This is a genomic window from Leuconostoc aquikimchii, assembly GCF_040838325.1.
Classification (GTDB): Bacteria; Bacillota; Bacilli; order Lactobacillales; family Lactobacillaceae; genus Leuconostoc; species Leuconostoc aquikimchii.
In genome coordinates, this window is the sequence record NZ_JBFPER010000001.1 from 1890334 (window position 1) to 1908161 (window position 17828).

At 35.6% G+C, this 17828-nt stretch carries 20 protein-coding genes; 9 read left to right on the forward strand and 11 right to left on the reverse strand.

Annotated elements, in window-relative coordinates:
* Positions 1-546: 546 nt before the first annotated feature.
* On the forward strand, positions 547-1188 hold the full coding sequence (locus AB3K24_RS09440) for an HAD family hydrolase (RefSeq protein ID WP_367975344.1): 642 nt from the start codon (positions 547-549) through the stop codon (positions 1186-1188).
* Between the two features lie 81 nt (positions 1189-1269).
* On the opposite strand, the gene AB3K24_RS09445 is transcribed toward AB3K24_RS09440, so the two are convergent.
* The 4 genes from AB3K24_RS09445 to AB3K24_RS09460 all read right to left on the reverse strand — a co-directional run bounded on the left by AB3K24_RS09445 (position 1270) and on the right by AB3K24_RS09460 (position 5701).
* Positions 1270-2226 (reverse strand): ABC transporter permease, encoded by a 957-nt coding sequence (locus AB3K24_RS09445; RefSeq protein ID WP_367975346.1) that lies wholly within the window; start codon positions 2224-2226, stop codon positions 1270-1272.
* 2 nt (positions 2227-2228) lie between these two features.
* Positions 2229-3365, reverse strand: a complete 1137-nt coding sequence (locus AB3K24_RS09450) for an ABC transporter permease (protein WP_367975347.1) — start codon at positions 3363-3365, stop codon at positions 2229-2231.
* Positions 3365-4921 carry an ABC transporter ATP-binding protein gene (locus tag AB3K24_RS09455; protein ID WP_367975348.1) on the reverse strand — a complete coding sequence of 519 codons (1557 nt, stop codon included), beginning with the start codon at positions 4919-4921 and terminating at the stop codon, positions 3365-3367. The genes AB3K24_RS09450 and AB3K24_RS09455 overlap by 1 nt, the downstream gene beginning before the upstream one ends.
* Positions 4922-5146: 225 nt before the next feature.
* The gene (locus AB3K24_RS09460; protein ID WP_367975350.1) at positions 5147-5701 is read right to left on the reverse strand and encodes a TetR/AcrR family transcriptional regulator; all 555 of its coding nucleotides are present in this window, start codon (positions 5699-5701) and stop codon (positions 5147-5149) included.
* Between the two features lie 209 nt (positions 5702-5910).
* Between AB3K24_RS09460 and AB3K24_RS09465 the strand changes: the two genes are divergently transcribed.
* On the forward strand, positions 5911-7734 hold the full coding sequence (locus tag AB3K24_RS09465; protein ID WP_367975352.1) for an MFS transporter: 1824 nt from the start codon (positions 5911-5913) through the stop codon (positions 7732-7734).
* A 56-nt stretch (positions 7735-7790) separates the two neighbouring features.
* On the opposite strand, the gene AB3K24_RS09470 is transcribed toward AB3K24_RS09465, so the two are convergent.
* The 7 genes from AB3K24_RS09470 to AB3K24_RS09500 all read right to left on the reverse strand — a co-directional run bounded on the left by AB3K24_RS09470 (position 7791) and on the right by AB3K24_RS09500 (position 11962).
* Positions 7791-8084 (reverse strand): hypothetical protein, encoded by a 294-nt coding sequence (locus AB3K24_RS09470; protein WP_367975354.1) that lies wholly within the window; start codon positions 8082-8084, stop codon positions 7791-7793.
* Positions 8081-8329 carry a hypothetical protein gene (locus AB3K24_RS09475; protein ID WP_367975356.1) on the reverse strand — a complete coding sequence of 83 codons (249 nt, stop codon included), beginning with the start codon at positions 8327-8329 and terminating at the stop codon, positions 8081-8083. The genes AB3K24_RS09470 and AB3K24_RS09475 overlap by 4 nt, the downstream gene beginning before the upstream one ends.
* A 79-nt stretch (positions 8330-8408) precedes the next feature.
* Positions 8409-8663 (reverse strand): PqqD family protein, encoded by a 255-nt coding sequence (locus AB3K24_RS09480; RefSeq protein WP_367975358.1) that lies wholly within the window; start codon positions 8661-8663, stop codon positions 8409-8411.
* Between the two features lie 18 nt (positions 8664-8681).
* The gene (locus AB3K24_RS09485; protein WP_367975360.1) at positions 8682-9479 is read right to left on the reverse strand and encodes an ABC transporter permease; all 798 of its coding nucleotides are present in this window, start codon (positions 9477-9479) and stop codon (positions 8682-8684) included.
* Entirely contained in the window at positions 9479-10384 is a 906-nt protein-coding gene (locus AB3K24_RS09490; RefSeq protein ID WP_367975362.1) for an ABC transporter ATP-binding protein, read from the reverse strand. Before AB3K24_RS09490 ends, AB3K24_RS09485 begins: the two co-directional genes overlap by 1 nt.
* A gap of 11 nt (positions 10385-10395) precedes the next feature.
* Positions 10396-11211 carry an ABC transporter permease gene (locus AB3K24_RS09495; RefSeq protein ID WP_367975364.1) on the reverse strand — a complete coding sequence of 272 codons (816 nt, stop codon included), beginning with the start codon at positions 11209-11211 and terminating at the stop codon, positions 10396-10398.
* A gap of 22 nt (positions 11212-11233) precedes the next feature.
* Positions 11234-11962, reverse strand: coding sequence for a CPBP family intramembrane glutamic endopeptidase (locus AB3K24_RS09500; RefSeq protein WP_367975365.1), 729 nt, complete (start codon positions 11960-11962; stop codon positions 11234-11236).
* Between the two features lie 429 nt (positions 11963-12391).
* Here AB3K24_RS09500 and AB3K24_RS09505 point away from each other — a divergent pair, with 429 nt between their 5' ends.
* From AB3K24_RS09505 to pyrF, 7 genes are all read left to right on the forward strand, one after another.
* Complete coding sequence (locus tag AB3K24_RS09505; protein WP_367975367.1) at positions 12392-13171, forward strand: hypothetical protein; 780 nt, start codon at positions 12392-12394, stop codon at positions 13169-13171.
* A gap of 71 nt (positions 13172-13242) precedes the next feature.
* Positions 13243-14157 (forward strand): pyruvate kinase, encoded by a 915-nt coding sequence (locus tag AB3K24_RS09510; protein WP_367975369.1) that lies wholly within the window; start codon positions 13243-13245, stop codon positions 14155-14157.
* A gap of 2 nt (positions 14158-14159) precedes the next feature.
* Positions 14160-14738, forward strand: a complete 579-nt coding sequence (locus AB3K24_RS09515) for a CYTH domain-containing protein (protein ID WP_367975370.1) — start codon at positions 14160-14162, stop codon at positions 14736-14738.
* Positions 14735-15268, forward strand: a complete 534-nt coding sequence (locus tag AB3K24_RS09520) for a GTP cyclohydrolase II (protein ID WP_367975372.1) — start codon at positions 14735-14737, stop codon at positions 15266-15268. The genes AB3K24_RS09515 and AB3K24_RS09520 overlap by 4 nt, the downstream gene beginning before the upstream one ends.
* 72 nt (positions 15269-15340) lie before the next feature.
* The gene (locus tag AB3K24_RS09525; RefSeq protein ID WP_367975374.1) at positions 15341-16054 is read left to right on the forward strand and encodes an SDR family NAD(P)-dependent oxidoreductase; all 714 of its coding nucleotides are present in this window, start codon (positions 15341-15343) and stop codon (positions 16052-16054) included.
* Entirely contained in the window at positions 16051-16653 is a 603-nt protein-coding gene (gene tmk / locus AB3K24_RS09530; RefSeq protein WP_367975376.1) for a dTMP kinase, read from the forward strand. The genes AB3K24_RS09525 and tmk overlap by 4 nt, the downstream gene beginning before the upstream one ends.
* On the forward strand, positions 16643-17551 hold the full coding sequence (pyrF, locus tag AB3K24_RS09535; RefSeq protein WP_367975377.1) for an orotidine-5'-phosphate decarboxylase: 909 nt from the start codon (positions 16643-16645) through the stop codon (positions 17549-17551). Before tmk ends, pyrF begins: the two co-directional genes overlap by 11 nt.
* The last annotated feature ends 277 nt before the right edge of the window (positions 17552-17828 follow it).

The following is a 17828-nucleotide window of genomic DNA, read 5'->3' on the forward strand; positions in this document are numbered from 1 at the left end:
TATATCATTATTAATCATAAAAAAAATCCATGAATAAAATTCACAGATGTTTTTGCATCAATCCGCGTACCAACTGCCATTGTTTTGGGAATATGCGTTAATAAATGCATTATTCCCAGTGCCATACCACGCAACTAACTTATTATAAAGATATATATTGCTATATGACCTAACAACATAACTTCGTCCTTCAGAAACATCGACGTTTCCAGGCTGTGGCTTCCAACATGGTTGAGCAAATTTTTTCAATAAAAATATAATATTACAGGTTAATATAAAACTTGTCAATAAAAATTAAATTCAAGCCAGATCATAAAATATACTACGTAATTTGAAATCACATAATTAGTAAAATATTTAATTGCTAGACACACAAAAATAACTACAATTACGACTTTTACAAATATATCCTTCGCAAACAAATATGATACACTATCATATAAGAGATTTATTCAAAATCGGTGAAAACATTCTGATAACAATCGGATAGTCTAATAAACTTATACATTATTAACTGGTACACACCATGGTCTAGGAGAAGCGAGCATGCAAACTTATATTTTTGATTTTGACGGTACCTTAGCAAATTCTGGTAAAACGGGTATTTTAGCCACTCAAGCTGCTTTTAAGGCATTTTCATTTCCTATACCTGAAGAAAGGGTTATTAACTATTACATGGGTATTCCGATCGAAATATCTTTTAAAAAAATGTTACCAAATTATCAATTTTCTACGCAAGAATTTGAAGATTTGTTAACTTGCTTTAGAAACTTCTATCGCAAATATGAATCAGATAATCTAACATTATTTAATGATATTATGCCTGTTTTACAAAGTCTTAACCAACAGGGTAAATTACTCTACATTGTTTCTAGTAAACATTCAACAGCCTTACTTAGAAATTTAGAGAGTTTAAACATTGACCAATTCTTTGATCTTGTGGTTGGATCAGACCATGTCCAAAAATTCAAACCTGCTCCTGACGGAATTTTAGCAATTATCAATCAACATCATCTTGATCCTTCACAATGCGTCATGATTGGTGATGCGATTTTTGACCTTCAAATGGGTCAAGCAGCTGGTGTTCATACTTGCGGTGTATTATGGGGTGCCCATGATAAGAAAGCTTTATCAAATGAACATCCAGATTTCTTATTGACCACTCCTCAAGAATTACTCTCAATATAAAAAATAAGGCACGATAGTTTTTGTAAAAAAATCAAAAACTATCGTGCCTTATTGACGTTATTCTAACTCACACACTAACAGCTAAGCTGCCTTAATATAATTTACACCATCAGCCTTAGGGGCACGTGTCTTACCAAAGAAGAACACGAGCACAATAATTGTTAGGATATAAGGTGCAATTTGTAGCCATATGGATGGCACATTGTTCAATCCTGGTAATTGTGCGCCAACCACCGCTAATGATTGTGACAAGCCAAAGAATAGTGAAGCAAATAGCGCCCCGATAGGATTCCAACGACCAAATATCATGGCAGCCATCGCCATAAATCCTTGTCCAACAATAGTGCTGGCAGAATAGTTCAAGGAAATTGATTGTGCGACAACAGCACCACCAACACCACCCAGTAACCCAGAAATCATAACACCTGAATAACGTAACCGTGCCACGCTTAATCCAAGTGTATCAGCTGCTTGTGGATTTTCACCAACTGATCTTAGACGTAAACCAAATTTTGTTTTAAAAATAATATACCATGAAATGACTGCAACAAGTATTGCCAACCATGCGGGTCCAGACGTCTTTTCAAAAAACAATTGTCCCAATAAAGGAATTTTTGACAAACCTGGTACAGACGCATAACCAAAATCTTGTGCAATGGGTGCAGTTTGACCTTTTCCATAGAGCACTTTGATCAAGAACACACCCAATGCTGGTGCCATCAAATTAATTACCGTTCCTGAAATAATGTGATCGGCGCGTAATGTGACTGTCGCAACTGCATGTAATAGGGAAAATAGTAGCCCCACAATAGCACCGGCTAGTAATCCTAACCAAGGTGTGGCAGCGCCTAAAGTATCTGCAAATGTCAGGTTAAAGACCACGGCGGCAAATGCGCCCATCCCCATGATACCTTCTAAACCAACGTTAACAACGCCGGCACGTTCGGAAAAAGTGCCACCAATTGAAGTGAAAATTAACGGTGCAGAGTAGACTAATGTACTAGAAATAATAAGTGCTAACATCGCCATTAATGTCATATTTATTCACCGCCCTTCTGATTGTTGTCATTGTCCGACCCAACATTTGCCAGTTTTTTGGCTTCGGCTGTTTGAGCGGCCTTCTCATCCATTGCTTTGATACGTGCCTGCATGAGTTTAATCAAGTAACTGGCACCCACGAAGAAAATAATCGAAGCAGTCACAATATCAACTAATTCAAATGGGACACCAGAAGACATTGGCATACCCAAACCACCAATTTTTAATACGGATAAAATAGCCGCAGCGCCAAGAACACCAAGATATGAGCCACCACCCAATAAGGCAACGGCCATGCCATCAAATCCAATTGCTGGTGACCCGTTTTGTGTAAAGAAGTTCAGATAGTTACCTAAACCTTCGATTGTGCCGGCCAAGCCAGCCAAACCACCAGAGATAGCCATAGCCACAACCGCATTACGTTTAGCTGACATACCTGCGTATTTAGCTGCATCAGGGTTTAAACCAACCGCACGAATTTCAAAACCAAGCGTTGTTTTTGTCATAATAAACCAAATGACAACAATCATAATTAATGAAATGAAGATACCCGCTGAAATACTAGAACCTTGGGTTAAATCAGTTAACCATTTCATTTGCAAAGAGGCATTTGCCCCAACTTGTTTCGTTGTTTCTGCAGATTCTTTAATGCCTTTAGACATCGTATTTTGTAAAATATTATTACCTAAAAATAATAAAATATAATTCATCATAATGGTGACAATCACTTCACTGGCACCAAATTGCGCCCGTAACCAACCTGGAATTGCACCTGCTAAAGCACCCAATCCTGCACCTATAATCAACGCACTGGGAATCATCAGATAGATTGGCATATTTGGAAAACTGAGACTATACCAAACGGCCCCGACCCAACCAGCTAGTGCTTGACCAGATAAACCAATGTTAAAAAAGCCGGCTGTTTGGGCAACTGTGAACCCTAACGCCGTTAATATTAACGGTGTCATTTGAGTTAAAACACCACCAATATCTTGCATCGATCCAAAAGCTGAACCAAGCAATGCCATATAACCGGCGATTGGATTATAGCCAAACACTAGCATAATGATAGCACCGATAATGAGGCCAAAAAGAACAGAAAATAGTGCAACTGAAAGCGAATTTTTTTGTGCTGTCATTAGGCATCTACCCCTTCTTTAAGTGCTGCGCGTGCCTCTATTAAACTCATCCCTGTCATTAACAAACCTAATTCTTGCTTATTTGTATCTTTTGCATTGACAATGCCTACAATTTGCCCGGCATTGATCACAGCAATACGATCTGATAAGTTCAATATTTCATCTAACTCAAAGCTCACTACCAATACTGCCTTGCCTGCGTTTCGTTGCGCAATCAAGCGTTGATGAATATATTCAACAGCACCAACATCTAATCCACGTGTTGGTTGCGCGGCAATAACAAGTTCATTATCTCGATTTAATTCACGCGCAATAACCGCTTTTTGTTGGTTACCACCAGACATTGAACCCGCAGTCACTTGAATGCCAGCTGCACGCACATCGAATTCTTTGACTAACTTATGAGCTAATTTATCCATTTCAACTGGCTGTAGTACGCCAGCTTTTGAAAGAGGTGATTTATAGTACGTTTGTAGTGCCAAATTTTCTGACAAAGTCATGTCGACTTCCATGCCAAAACGCAACCGATCTTCTGGAATATGTCCGATGCCAGTCTCAGTAATTTGACGTGGTGTTTTGTTCGTCATATCTTTACCTTGTAACAGCACAGCACCGGATTGCACCTTGGCTAACCCAGTAATGCCTTGGATTAATTCTGTTTGACCATTGCCGTCAATTCCTGCAATCCCAACAATTTCGCCCGCTTTAACTTCTAGTGAGAAATCTTTGACGGCAGCAACACCACGCGCATTTTGGACTTCAATTTTGTCAATTTTAAGGATTGTTTTCCCAACTTCAACAGTATCCTTGAACGTTTTGAAATGCACTTCGCGACCGACCATGAGGTCAGCTAACTCTTGGGAAGATACACCGGCAACTGGAAATGTCTCAATAGATTTTCCAGCACGAATCACCGTCACAGTGTCCGCAGCAGCACGAATTTCATCGAGTTTATGTGTGATTAGAATGATTGATTTGCCTTCTTTGGCCAAATTGTGGAAAATTGTGATTAATTCACCAATTTCTTGTGGCGTTAGCACCGCAGTCGGCTCATCAAAAATCAAGATATCAGCGCCACGATATAGTGTTTTTAAGATTTCAACACGCTGTTGTTGGCCCACTGAAATATCTGAAATTTTTGCATAGGGGTCAACTTGCAAACCATACTGTTCAGATAATTGTTTGATTTTTTTGGCTGCTGTTTTGGTATCCAGCGTCAAACCCTTGGTAATTTCTGACCCTAACATAATATTTTCTGTTACTGTAAAGGCATCAATCAGCATAAAATGTTGATGTACCATACCAATGCCAAGTGCATCAGACTTGGATGGCGAATCGACCGTCACTTGTTTGCCATTAATCAAGATTTCTCCTGATGTTGGTTGCAACAAACCAGTTAAAATGTTCATTAATGTTGATTTTCCGGCACCGTTCTCACCAAGTAACGCGTGAATTTCACCTTGTTGGACTTGTAGGTTAATGTCATCATTGGCTGCAAAACTACCAAATTTTTTGATAATATGTCGCATCTCAATGACTGGTGTTAATTCGGTCATTATATTTTACCAGAGCGTCAGTCGTGATACGACTCACGCAATTCCACTTTCTAAAATATTTTTAAAAAAGCCACGAACACACATTGTTCGTGGCTTTTTCGTTAAAGAATATTATATCATGTTTGTTGCGGTCCAATTGTTTCAATTAATTTACCGGACAGTTGATGGGAGTTTTATCGCACATTATTAAAGAAATTTTTTCAAAAAATGAGTATAAATGGGTTTTTATTTTCCTCTTGCTGAGTCCATTGCATTCAAAAGCATACTTGATAATTCTGACACACTAATATTTTCTCTATCAACTGCCAGCCATTGACTCAATACATTCCAAAAACCACCGTTACCATATCTCGTGGCATACACAATATCACGCTGATTTTTTGATGCAATCTGCCATGGTGCCGCAACACTCGGATATAAAATGGGTATCATTTTATTACTGGTTTCTAAAATCAGTGAAAATAAGCCTGCCTTTTGGAGAATTGATAATTCGTCCGCATACTGCGTCCAAAAGTTGAAGAAAAAAACAACTAAATCTTCAAATTTTTCCAGACGACTTTGTTTTAATTCTACAATGTATTCATTAATCAAACTGGCTATATAGTTTGTTAAGATTTCTTCTTTAGACGCATAATAGCGATAAAAAGTCCTACGAGAAATGCCCGCTTCGTCACTCAATGCTGCTATTGTTATCATCCCCAGGTTCTGTTCTTCTTTTAATAATGTCAGCAAAGCATCCCTAATTCTGCCTTTAGTTTGTACCGCTATTCTGTTTTTCATGTCCTTTTCCTTATGGGTAATAATTTCATCATGCACATATTTTAAAAAATGCGCCACTAGTTAAAATAGTATTCACATCACGTTTCTTTCACCATCTTTAGCGTACACTATACATTGATGTCACACAAGTGACAAAAATTACGACTGCATTTTAAGTAGCCTAAAAAGGAGGAAATTAACAATGTTATTCAAAAAGGCGGGTCTTTTTAATGAGTAGAACAGGAAAGTTGTTTGGTTTTGCAGGCCTTATCATTGCGATGTTTATGGGGACACTAGATAGTACGATTGTTAACATTGCGTTACCTAAACTGATGACAGAATTTAATACCAATTTATCTGGTGCAAGTTGGGTGGCAACGATTTATGCCTTGGCGCTGGCTGTATTTATGATTTCGGCAACTAAACTCGCTGACAAATTTGGTCGCAAAAAGGTCATGCTATTGGGATTGGCTTTTTTTACCCTATTTTCTGCAGCTTGTATGTACGCTAATTCGTTATCCATGCTACTCGTATTTAGATTTTTACAAGGTATTGGTGGTGCAATTATCACCCCACTGGTCTTACCAATCGGTATTGATCTTTTGGGAAAACAGAACATATCTAAGATCGCTGGCATTGTCGGTGCATTTACGGCCCTGGCTGCGGCTAGTGGTCCTGCTGCCGGTGGTATTATTTTAGAATATACCTCGTGGCATTGGATTTTTGGCTTAAATGTCCCAATTGGTGTGATTGCCTTCCTACTTGTACTCATCTTTACAAGAGAATCTTATGACGACACCTTGGTCGGAAAATTCGACATACTGGGTATGCTCATGTTAACGCTGACCTTAGGTGGTTTGACATTTGGTCTACTAGAGGGCAGAGAATATGGTTGGACCTCAACCTTAATCTTGTCAAGTTTTGGTGCTGGGATCATCGGATTATTGCTATTTATCTTTGTGGAGCTCAAGGTGTCATCTCCCATTGTTGAATTCAATCTTTTCCGTGAAAAAACATTCACAGCCTCAAGCATTGTTTATTTAATCACTGGTTTTGCTTTAGTTGTCCCAAGTGTTATTTTCAATTATTATTTGCAAAACGTTTTAAATTATACGGCCTTACATTCCGCATTAACAATTATTCCAGTTTCTCTAGCAATCGTTGTCGCGATGCCATTAGGTACAAAATTAGCCGACAAAATTGGTGCCAATCCGGTTAATTTTATTGGTATATTACTCATATCAGCGAGTTTTCTGACGCTATCATTGATAACCACAGATACTTCTCGCACAGTGATGATCGTATTTTTAATTATTAGCGGTGCTGGCTTTGGGTTTTCTACTGTGTCTTATGTATCCTCAGTTAAACACCTGCCGCAAGCTAAAACCGGTACTGGATCTGGCATTGCCAATTCTGCACGCCAAATCGGCATGTGCTTAGGGATTGCCGTATTGGTAACAATCCTCAATGCCAATGTTGCGACTGCTAAAAATGATATTCGCGACACCGCTATTGCAACTGTTAACAGCAAAAACATTTCTGCCCACACGCGTCATGTTGCGACCACCGAAATTAAGACACTCTTTTCAAAAGATGACAGTAAAAATACGGACTATGCCGCGAAACAAAAACAACTCACGCATAAACTTAAAGCGGCTGCTTCAGATCAAAGTCATCTACCTATTCCCGCAGCAAATACAGATTATAGAACACTCTATGACGCCTCGCAGAAACTGAGCGTGGGCACGAATCAATTAACCGAAGCCCTTCAAAAAACGAGTCATTTGACAGCTTCAAATGCACAAGTAACGACAGTGATTAACTCGCTAATAAGCGGTAGCACCGTGCTTGAACAGGGTCAGAACAAAACATCAACCGCAGTTCAACTTTTAGCACAGAAAGATGAATTGCAAGACGCATTACATCAAATTAAAGCACACAAAAATACACAAATGAGTCAGGCGTTTAGTAAGACCTATCTCATTTGTGCCATGATATTAGTTATTTGTTCGCCTATTGCTTTATTTTCAGATAGGCGTGTGCCATTGACATGACATAAAACCCGATAACTTAGACGTCTACGGCGTCTAAGTTATCGGGTTTTATTGTTTTAAGTATGTGCCTTGATATTGTTGATGATGGCATGAGCCCATAAGATCACTCTTTTGCCAGTGTAAAAAGAAAACATGATCAGTAGACTATCTACGATTGCAATGACCCACCATATGTCTGATGTTAGCATGGGTAATAATGCAAGCGCAAAAATAATGGCTGTCATTAAAAAGCCCAAAGAAGCGAGCCACACAATCACAGATAACCAAAATTTAAAACCAAAAGGTTTTTTATCGTCCACATCAAACAGCTCATCAGCAAATATGACAATCATTCCCAATAAATCAATCACGTTAACTCAATCCACCTATTCCCTTTAATTTTATCGTGGTTGTCTATTAATCTAGCTAAATATACATCAAGATTGGCAACTTTAACTAACGCACCTGTAGAACTTTTTATAAAATATGAATATTGTCTTGAATGTATTTTAGCAGCCACTCGACTTTGTAATGTAGCAAGTACCCAATTAAAAGCATCCTGTTTGTCATCATCTGTCGCTAAGTTCATTTGCTCTACAGCATTTTCAACTAACAAAATATTTTATACTCTATTTTTAAACTCCCAGAGAAATATCTGTTATTATACAAATGTTTCCAGCTACTCTTGAACAGTTTTACACATCCTTAACGATTTCATTAGTCAAAAGTAATTCAACAAAGGACGTATAATCTGACATTAACTTTTCGGGTTCCACATCAGGAAATACTTTAGATAGTCGACCAACAATTTTTTCAGATTCCATTTTACCATTCAATAATGAAAAAATACGTGCGCCAACTTCGTTAATTTTAAATAAACGTGTTCCGTCACTCAAATAATACTCATCTTTTAAATTTGCAACCATAAAATCTCGACTCTTTTTCAGCATATTTATTTACCCCAATTCTTAATAATTATTAAATGATCCTGTTTTCTGTTGTTTTCGCTCGGCAATTCGTATCAACAAAAATGTTCCCAAAACTGTTCCGATTAAACTAATAAGAAAGAAAAGTACATGCATTCCACTAATATCTCCAGTTAGTAAAAACTGCCTAATCAGTATGAGAACATGTGTTGCGGGGAAAATAGCCCCTACTACTTGAAATACTATAGGAAATCTTTGAATGGGAATTTGTGATCCCGATAAAAACCGCATAGGCTCATCGAACAGTGTAAAGTAGAATGTTGCATCCCGAGATATAAGAAATAACGAGTTGATAAATGCGCCCCAAATCGTTGACGAAAAAATAAGTATTATAAAACAAATAATCAAATGACCAAATTCGGGTCCATTAAATCTACTCGATACAGTAATCATAAATAAGGAGAAGATTGTAAACATCCAAACCTCTGGGATTAATGTTCCTAACGCGCGCCCCAACATTAATGCGTACCTGTTAGCGGGACTCAAAAACTGAATTTCCAGTGTTCCAGACGCACGCTCACTAACCATTAGGAATGCCGTTTGTACCGACAACCAGAAAAAGTTATATGTCAATGCCCCAGTGACGAGAAACAGTAATAAGTCCGCTTGTGATTGAATTCCAATGTTTGATAAAACATTTACGTTAAATGACTTATAGGTACCGTACATAATACTTAATATCAATATAGGCCACAACAAGGTAGATATTAATTCTATCTTATTTCGTTGATGATTACGTAATTGCTTTTTAAGTTCACCTAAGAAGGGAGTAATAATCATTATTTTGCTGTCTCCTTAAACAATGTCACTAAGGAGTCTTCTAACGTATGTCTAGTAATTTTAATATCTAAAACTGAAATATTTTCAGATGATAAATGAGCTAGCGTTGCTTGTAATGATTCGACAGAAATAGTTAGTTCATTTTCTGATACAACATATTGTTTAAAGAATCCCACTATTTTTGTTGTGTCATCAACTGTTAATGACACAACATCGCTATCAATTGTTAGTTGTTGATTCAATTGGGTTGGGGTTCCCTCAAAAATAATGTTTCCGGCATCTAAAACATAGATATAATCACACAGCTCCTCTACTTCTCGAATGTAGTGAGATGTTAATAGAATACCTTTTTGTTTGTCAACAGCAAGGTGTTTAAGATGCTGACGAACTTCTTTTGCAATTAAAATATCGAGTCCTAGTGTCGGTTCATCTAAAAATATGTATGTTGGGTCATTAATTAATCCCCTCGCAATCTGAAGCCGTTGTTTCATACCTTTGGAATAGTTTTCAACTAATATATCTGCTGCATTAATTAATTGAACTGTACTTAATATTTCGTTGATCTGATCATCACATTTTTTCCCTCGAAGGCCATATAAACTACCAAAATACTCTAAATTTTCACGACCTGTCAAGCGCCAATAGAGATTTCGTTCGCCGCCAGGAATAATGTTCAACTTATTTTTTAAATATTTGGTTTGAGAGGTTAATTCTATATCATCGATGAAAATATGACCAGTATCAGGATTAAGCAGGCCGGATAACATTTTAATTGTCGTCGTTTTACCAGCACCGTTCACCCCTAGAAGACCAATAATTTTACCTTCTTTCATAGAGAGTGAAATATCTGAAACAGCATTGTTTGTTTTAGCGAAAGTTTTAGAAATATTTTTAGCAATTAACATGGGAATTCTCCTTAAAGAGTTTCATTAACTAGTTTTTGTTCTAATTTTTTATACCAACATAGCCCAATAATTAACACAACAACTGATATAGACACTGAATAGAAAATACTATAACTCTCTGAAACTAGGGAATGTTTCAGAATAACAACATTTCTGAAAGCATTCAGTAATTGCGTAGTCGGTAGCAGGTTTGCAATTATCCGTAATAGACTTGGTAGAAAAACTGTAGGAAAAGCTGCACCTGAAAAAATTGTTAACACTATTAATAATGTATTTTGAGTAATAAAAGTATCACGAGAAAATAACATTATATTAGAAATTAAAATAGCAAGACAAAACGCAGTAAATGAGAAGAGGATAATAAATATTATTAATGGCAGTATAGACGTTAACCCAATTCTAGCGCCAAAGAGTATACCAAAGATTAATACAGTACCCAGCTCTATTATTGATCGAATTAGTTGTTCTAGATACACACCCACGAAATATCCCGCTCTTGACATTGGTGAGAGTAATAAATGATGTAGTGTTCCCTCTCTCATTTCCATTATCAGGCTCCTGGAAACACTCATAATAGTTGAAATGGTAAATATCAGTGCACTACTTCCTAAAGTAATATAACTAATATACGTGATTCCGGGATACGCTTGTACAAAACTTCCAGACATTTGCTTATCAAACACCAAATAATACAAAGTTATAGGAAATAGTAACCCACCGACAGCATTAATGATACGGCCAAGCATAAACGAAAAAGGATATGCCCGTTTTGAAGTTCGTTGGTTCTTTTTAAGAGTCGCCCAACTACTTAGTAAAAAATTTTCCATTATCGTCATCATTCCCATCTGTTTAAAACGTTACAACGTTGTTTTTAGCTAACCGGATTAAAATTGGTAACCACTGAGATACGTTAAAAATAAAATGAAGGATCACTATCAACACAAACGAATGATATTCAAAGTACAGAGCCGACAGAATTACTCCCAAGATGAACTGTAATAAGTATACTCGTGCTGTAAATTTAGTAGACCAACGATTTAAATAGTGAGCAACTAGAAATAGTACGTTAACAGTTAAAATAGTCCACAAATAATTTTCAAAATGAAACATATTTCCTAAAAAAAATCTGAATAAAAATTCTTCTGAAATAACAGTTAATACAGCAATCACTATATCCTGAGCTGCTTTTGTTTTTGAAATTGAAAACGCAAGATTTAATGACGAAAACGCAATAGCAAGTTCTTTACGACCAGCAAATAACAAAATTGCGACACCCATTATACTAAATATCCAAATTTTCATCGCTGGTATTTCTAGCATTGGTGCTTGATGTCTACCAAAAATAACCCATCCTAAGTACATAGGCATAATAAAAATAAGGCGATGAAAAAAAATTGGATATTCCCATTTCATTCTAACTATTGGAATCAATGTCATACCCACAACCAATAAAAAATATGAAAACATGCCCATTAGTACTAATTGACTTCCGTTCACACTAATTAAAATGATCATAAGTACGATAAAAACACCTAAGGTAACCCATTGTTTTGGAAGGGTGCGTGATAAAAGATCCATGAAATAGTCCTATCCCATCTTCGTCATATTTTTAATGAAAACACAATTGATTTCATTTCAAAGTTCGGTTTTTGCCAAAAATCTGACTGAAAAAAAACATTATAAGTCATTATAGACTATTATTCACTAACATTCTATACTCTTTTTAATTCAATGTTCATGATTAGACGTTGAAAATATCTAAAAAGGAGAACAATTCTCATGGAAAAAATGTATGTTGCCCCTGAATTGGTTGAAGTCCACGACTCAGCCTTACTTGCCGGACTTTTGGCTGCATTGCTTGCGTAATAATTCAAAATAAACGCTATTTTTAAAAGAATTAGTGTTTATTTTGTTGCGCAGTTCGAAAAGAACTAGTTAGTTTCTCTAGCGTAAAATTGGCCGTTTTACGCGTACATAATTTATTTTGATCATAAAAGGAGTAATGATATGATAAATTCAGATATTATAGCCCAGTACCTAGAATCAAAAAATACAACCCTTAACGAAGTACTATCTACCATCCGTCAAGGAATTCCAGACGATGTACCTTTCACAACAGTGTTCTATTCTTCAGCAATGGAAGGATTAGGAACATTTAGTTCGGACATAGACGTTTATGTCTTGATCCCCAAAGATCAAGGGCTACAATATCAACGTACTTATAATTCGGGAATCGGTGTCAGAGTCGAAAAAATAAAAAAATCGGAATTTGATATTGAATATTGGCCGATTGCAAGATTGAATGATTTTTTACGTATGTTAAAAAAATCAGATGGTGTAACTGGTGATTTCAATACACTAAAAGTATTCATGAGATTAAACACAGGCTACGTTATTCGTAATGAGAATTCTGATTGGGATATTCATTTTTGGAATGAATTACAAACAGTAAAGCTAAATAATTTGATTGCTAAACGTTTTTTATTAGATGGCCGCTCAATGTATGATGATGCTATTAAACTACATCGTGGTGGGGAAGCACTATTAGCTTACGAACAGCTTCAACGCGCTTCATGGATGGTCATGAGTGCTGCTAATGCAATACAAAATAAGGCTAATTTGAAAGAGAAGTGGATTGCAAAAATTTTCTTTAGTACTGAAATGGGGAACGATTATAAATCATCTTATGAAGAAAGTTTTCTAAGCGCGTTTTCTGTCCCTATTTTAGAAACGAGATTTGATTTCGTCCAAAATTTAATGTCAGAGTTGAGTTTCAGAGGTTCATAATTCAAACAATTCAAACAATTAATTATTTTTCTAATTTTGACCAATTTAAAGTTGCTGTCGATACATCTCATATGGCGCATATCGATGCTTTACGAATTAATCTATCAAAATATGATTCACAAGAATTATTAAGTGTTGTTGACATAATCTCAGATTACACGAAATTATATCCAGAACATTACCCCATATATTTTGATTTACCGTTTCCGAAAAATAAAACTCGAATTTCAGATTTTAATGTTGACAATAATTGTGTTTTAAAAAGTAAGATATATACTATCGTAAAAAATCAAACAAATCTACTTTCCAATCAACTTTCGTTAAATGCTAATAAATTTCAACACGTTCAAAACACCCTTTTCTATGGTGATGGTGAAGGAAGTTTTACGGTAATAAAAAAATCTGAAAACGAGATAGAGGTAGTTGCCAATAACACATTTAAAATTAAAAAAGGAAAGTCTATTCTAATCGGATTTGTACAAACTAGTGAATGGGATTCGATTATCAGGAAGTTGGGTGATACATTTTATGACGTAACATACCTCCTATCATTTGTAGAAAAAGCTTCCGATATTCTTAATTTTAAAGCTAGTCTAAACAACAACAGTTGTCGCGTAATACCCAAATTTGAAACCCCTGATTCTGTTGATAATTCTCAAGAAATTTTAGAGGTGTCAGAAGGTGCTTTCATAGCACGAGGAGATTTAGCATTTACTATTCCAACTGATCGATTATTAAACGCCGTGGAAAGAATTACTCAGCAAGTCAAATCGGGCAAAGAACTAATTTTTGCAACCGACATTTTAACTAGCCTAGATCATCAAATGTTTCCTAATCGAGCTGATTTATTTGATTTTTTGTACATTCAAAATTTAAATGCAACAGGAATAGTATTTGGTGGAATTAAAAATTTTTTTTATGACAAAATTGACTCGGAAATTGTGAACACGCTAAACCGCAAAACACAATTTGTAAAGGAGCGGTAATAATGATTGAAAACGAATATAAATTTATTCTCTTACAAGATGAATATAATAATTTACTGAATGAATTCGATTGGCAAAATAAATGGTCACAAAAAAACACTTATTTCGAGACGCCAGAATTGTCGTTGTGTTTGCAAGATATTACTCTTAGGGTTCGTGAGACGCCAATCCAAATTTCTGTAGACACGAAAATAAAAAAGAATAACCCAGATAAAATCTCTAATCTAGTTAGCAAACTGCAATTAAAGGAAATTTTTAAAAATTACAAGGATGCGGTTAAATATATTCAAACTGGCATGCCAACATTGTACGAACACACGAATATCTCTGGAAATCAATTGGCATTACAAGGATTTATGTATACTGAACGTTTTGAAATTCAAAACGAAGCATACAAAATCCATTTAGATCATAACGTCTATCTGAAGCAGTATGATTTTGAACTTGAAATTGAATTAACTAACGAAATTGAATTTCCAAAAGAATTGCATCAATTGACAAATAACTTATCACTGCGGAATGTCGAAGTAATCGGTAAGCGAACACGATTTTTCAACACTTTAACAGGGAGAAAATTATGATTAATGAAGTCACTAAAGGCTCTCTATTTCCAGTTGAAGAAGGTGCTGAACTATATAATTTTAAATTTAATAAAGGAACTGAATATGTTCAAGCTTATGTTTTAAATGCCAATTCATTTTTAGATAATACTACCGTTCCGTATCGTTTAAATTCAGCTTGTATCACTAGTGAATTATTTGGAGATTTACGTTGTGATTGTAAATGGCAATTAGATGAAGCGATTAAGTTAGTAAAAAAACAAGGCTTTGGAATAATTACATACCACGCTAATCATGAAGGCAAAGGACATGGATTGAGTGCCAAATTATCAACATTTAAATCAAATGGGGAAGTTAACGCAAAATATAAAAACGTTGGAAAAAATGAAGAAGATGTTCGCGATTTTTCCACTGCCGTTGAAATTCTTAAATATTTTGGAGTTACAAACGTTGAATTAATTGGAAATAATTATAGTAAAAAAAACTATTTAACAGCACATGGAATTATTATTAAACACCAAACGCCACTCATCTACAATTTGGAATCATAAGGTGTCATTGATTATTTAAAAGTTAAAAGCAATGATATAAATCATGCCCTATTAAAGGAACGATACTAAATTATGAAAATAAATATTGAATCTAGATGTGTTTTGGTAACAGGAAGTAGCGGTGATATTGCCCTTCCATTTATTTCATCTTTGCTAAAAGAGAATATTAAGGTTATTGGCCTAGATAAGGTCCCTTCTAAAATAGATAATCCTCTTTATGTACATAAAACTGTTGATTTATCTAAATTAGAACAATTAGAGCATATGTTAAACGATATTCCCGACTTGGGTAGCATAGATTCGGTTATTCATTTATCGGGTATTTACTTAAATAAAAGCTTAGAATGGTATCGTCCGGCTACTATTGAGGCAGTATTTGCTATTAACGTTATTTCTATTATGGAAATCCTTCAACGTATTTTAAGTGACACTAGCAGTGCATTGAATAATGTTATTTTAGTCTCGTCTACTGGAGCTACTACAGGAAGCCGAGATCCCGCATACGCGGCCTCAAAGTCTGCCATTAATGGGTTAGGGAAATCTCTGAGTCGAAGTTTATCATCACGTGGAATTCGTGTTAATATCGTTTCTCCTGGTATCATTGATACTCAAATGTCTAGACATGCGCAATCAGATTTTCAAATTCAAGAACATGTTAAAGAAACTTTAAGTAAACGTATTGGATATGCTACGGACATTTCTAATTTTCTGCTATTTCTATTAACCAAAGAATCAGAATATTTAAGTGCACAAAACATTCACATTAACGGGGGGCTCACGATATGAAAAATTTACTAATTGCCTTTTGCGGTTTGGATGGTTCGGGTAAAACGACACAATTACGGTTACTAGCACACTGGCTGTCATCTAACCAGCAAGTGGTATTAACTACACGCCAACCCAGTGACGACTATAGAAATAACGATCGCGTACGTAATTATTTAGATAACGGTATCGTTTCAAACATGAAGGCTATAGCATTATTGGCTGCCGCTGATCGTCAAAATCACATTTTCGAAGTTGTTTTACCAGGTTTAGAAAAAGGACATGTTTTAACAGATCGCTATTTATACAGTAGCTTTGCATTTTTTAAAGCACGTGGCGTAGATATTGATTTTATACGGTCGATTAACCCAGATGTACCGGAACCAGATCTAACTGTATTTTTAGATTTAGCCCCTAGAGTAACGTTAGAACGCGTTGCTAATCGAGATGGATCATTAAAATTTGAAGAGCGTAATTCAAAAATATTTAAAAATGTTCGAGAAACTTTTCTAGAAGTTCTCCCAGAAAATTCGTTAATTTTAGACGCGCAATTATCAGAAAACGATATTCATAAAATTATTATAAATAAAGTAAAGGAATTGCTAAACAATGGATTATAATTTTGCACAGTTGTATGAACAATTATCCATCGAAAAGAGTTCAAAGGTTTCGGTGGGTTTGGATCCTAATTTAGAGCGAATTCCACGATTTATTTCAGAACAATACGAAACAGCAGGAATTGATTTATCAGCTGATATAGTTTTAAACTTTAATAAATTTATTATCGATTTAGTTGCAGACTTGGTTCCTGTCGTTAAACCACAACTTGCATATTATGAAAAATTGGGATGGCGTGGTTATCGCGTATACGAGGAAACCGTTGAATATGCTAAGAGCAAAGGCTTGTTGGTTATTGCTGATGCTAAACGCGGAGATATTGATTCTACAGCCACAGCATATGCTGAAGCATTTTTAAGTGATCGATATGGCAGTGTATCAGCGGTAACTGTGAATCCTTATTTGGGAAAAGATTCAGTTATCCCCTTCTTTAAACAGAGTCGTCAAACTGGAAAGGGCATATTTCTTCTGGTAAAGACCAGTAATCCCGGATCACAGGATATCCAAGACGTTGTTAGTTTGCGCGGAACTTTAGTGCGTGATGTAGTGCGTGATTGGATAGTCGAGGAAACTGAAAATGTAAACGGACAATATTCAAACATTGGCGCTGTTGTGGGAGCTACTCATCCGGAAGAAATGTCACAATTGCGAATATCTTTGAAAAAGTCATTATTCTTAGTTCCAGGAATTGGTGCTCAAGGCGGTGATATTAAAGAAATTCATCGTGTATTTGATAAAAAAGGTCATGGTGCCGTGATTAACTCATCTCGTGGCATTTTATATCCTGAATCTGTCACGATTAATTCAACTAAAGAGGAATATGCTGAAGCAGTGATTTATGAAACTATCAAATTAAATACTCAAATAAATGAAGTATTGATTAACAATGGAAAACACTAAAAAAACTGTCACTTTTGAATTGTAGACAGTGTTTTGTTTTGCAATCAAAATCCTTTATAAAATGGTACCACTATTGAAATTTATAATACGCTTTGAAACATATATAAAAGGGATATAACGATATCGCCCAATATATGGCGCAGTATGTGTTAATCTCACTAAATTGGTTAACCACTTCAAAAATAATTACTATGATTAAAAATTCAAAAGAAGACCACTGAAAATAAAATACCTGAGTATTCAGCCCTTTATCCCTTAAAAACAGCGCAAATTATTT

Bases quoted from the DNA above. Each gene is read 5' to 3' on its own strand.
- AB3K24_RS09440 (WP_367975344.1), top strand. From the start codon at position 547: ATGCAAACTTATATTTTTGATTTTGACGGTACCTTAGCAAATTCTGGT.
- AB3K24_RS09445 (WP_367975346.1), bottom strand. From the start codon at position 2,226: ATGACATTAATGGCGATGTTAGCACTTATTATTTCTAGTACATTAGTC.
- AB3K24_RS09450 (WP_367975347.1), bottom strand. From the start codon at position 3,365: ATGACAGCACAAAAAAATTCGCTTTCAGTTGCACTATTTTCTGTTCTT.
- AB3K24_RS09455 (WP_367975348.1), bottom strand. From the start codon at position 4,921: ATGACCGAATTAACACCAGTCATTGAGATGCGACATATTATCAAAAAA.
- AB3K24_RS09460 (WP_367975350.1), bottom strand. From the start codon at position 5,701: ATGAAAAACAGAATAGCGGTACAAACTAAAGGCAGAATTAGGGATGCT.
- AB3K24_RS09465 (WP_367975352.1), top strand. From the start codon at position 5,911: ATGAGTAGAACAGGAAAGTTGTTTGGTTTTGCAGGCCTTATCATTGCG.
- AB3K24_RS09480 (WP_367975358.1), bottom strand. From the start codon at position 8,663: ATGCTGAAAAAGAGTCGAGATTTTATGGTTGCAAATTTAAAAGATGAG.
- AB3K24_RS09485 (WP_367975360.1), bottom strand. From the start codon at position 9,479: ATGATTATTACTCCCTTCTTAGGTGAACTTAAAAAGCAATTACGTAAT.
- AB3K24_RS09490 (WP_367975362.1), bottom strand. From the start codon at position 10,384: ATGTTAATTGCTAAAAATATTTCTAAAACTTTCGCTAAAACAAACAAT.
- AB3K24_RS09495 (WP_367975364.1), bottom strand. From the start codon at position 11,211: ATGGAAAATTTTTTACTAAGTAGTTGGGCGACTCTTAAAAAGAACCAA.
- AB3K24_RS09500 (WP_367975365.1), bottom strand. From the start codon at position 11,962: ATGGATCTTTTATCACGCACCCTTCCAAAACAATGGGTTACCTTAGGT.
- AB3K24_RS09505 (WP_367975367.1), top strand. From the start codon at position 12,392: ATGATAAATTCAGATATTATAGCCCAGTACCTAGAATCAAAAAATACA.
- AB3K24_RS09510 (WP_367975369.1), top strand. From the start codon at position 13,243: ATGGCGCATATCGATGCTTTACGAATTAATCTATCAAAATATGATTCA.
- AB3K24_RS09515 (WP_367975370.1), top strand. From the start codon at position 14,160: ATGATTGAAAACGAATATAAATTTATTCTCTTACAAGATGAATATAAT.
- AB3K24_RS09520 (WP_367975372.1), top strand. From the start codon at position 14,735: ATGATTAATGAAGTCACTAAAGGCTCTCTATTTCCAGTTGAAGAAGGT.
- AB3K24_RS09525 (WP_367975374.1), top strand. From the start codon at position 15,341: ATGAAAATAAATATTGAATCTAGATGTGTTTTGGTAACAGGAAGTAGC.
- tmk (WP_367975376.1), top strand. From the start codon at position 16,051: ATGAAAAATTTACTAATTGCCTTTTGCGGTTTGGATGGTTCGGGTAAA.
- pyrF (WP_367975377.1), top strand. From the start codon at position 16,643: ATGGATTATAATTTTGCACAGTTGTATGAACAATTATCCATCGAAAAG.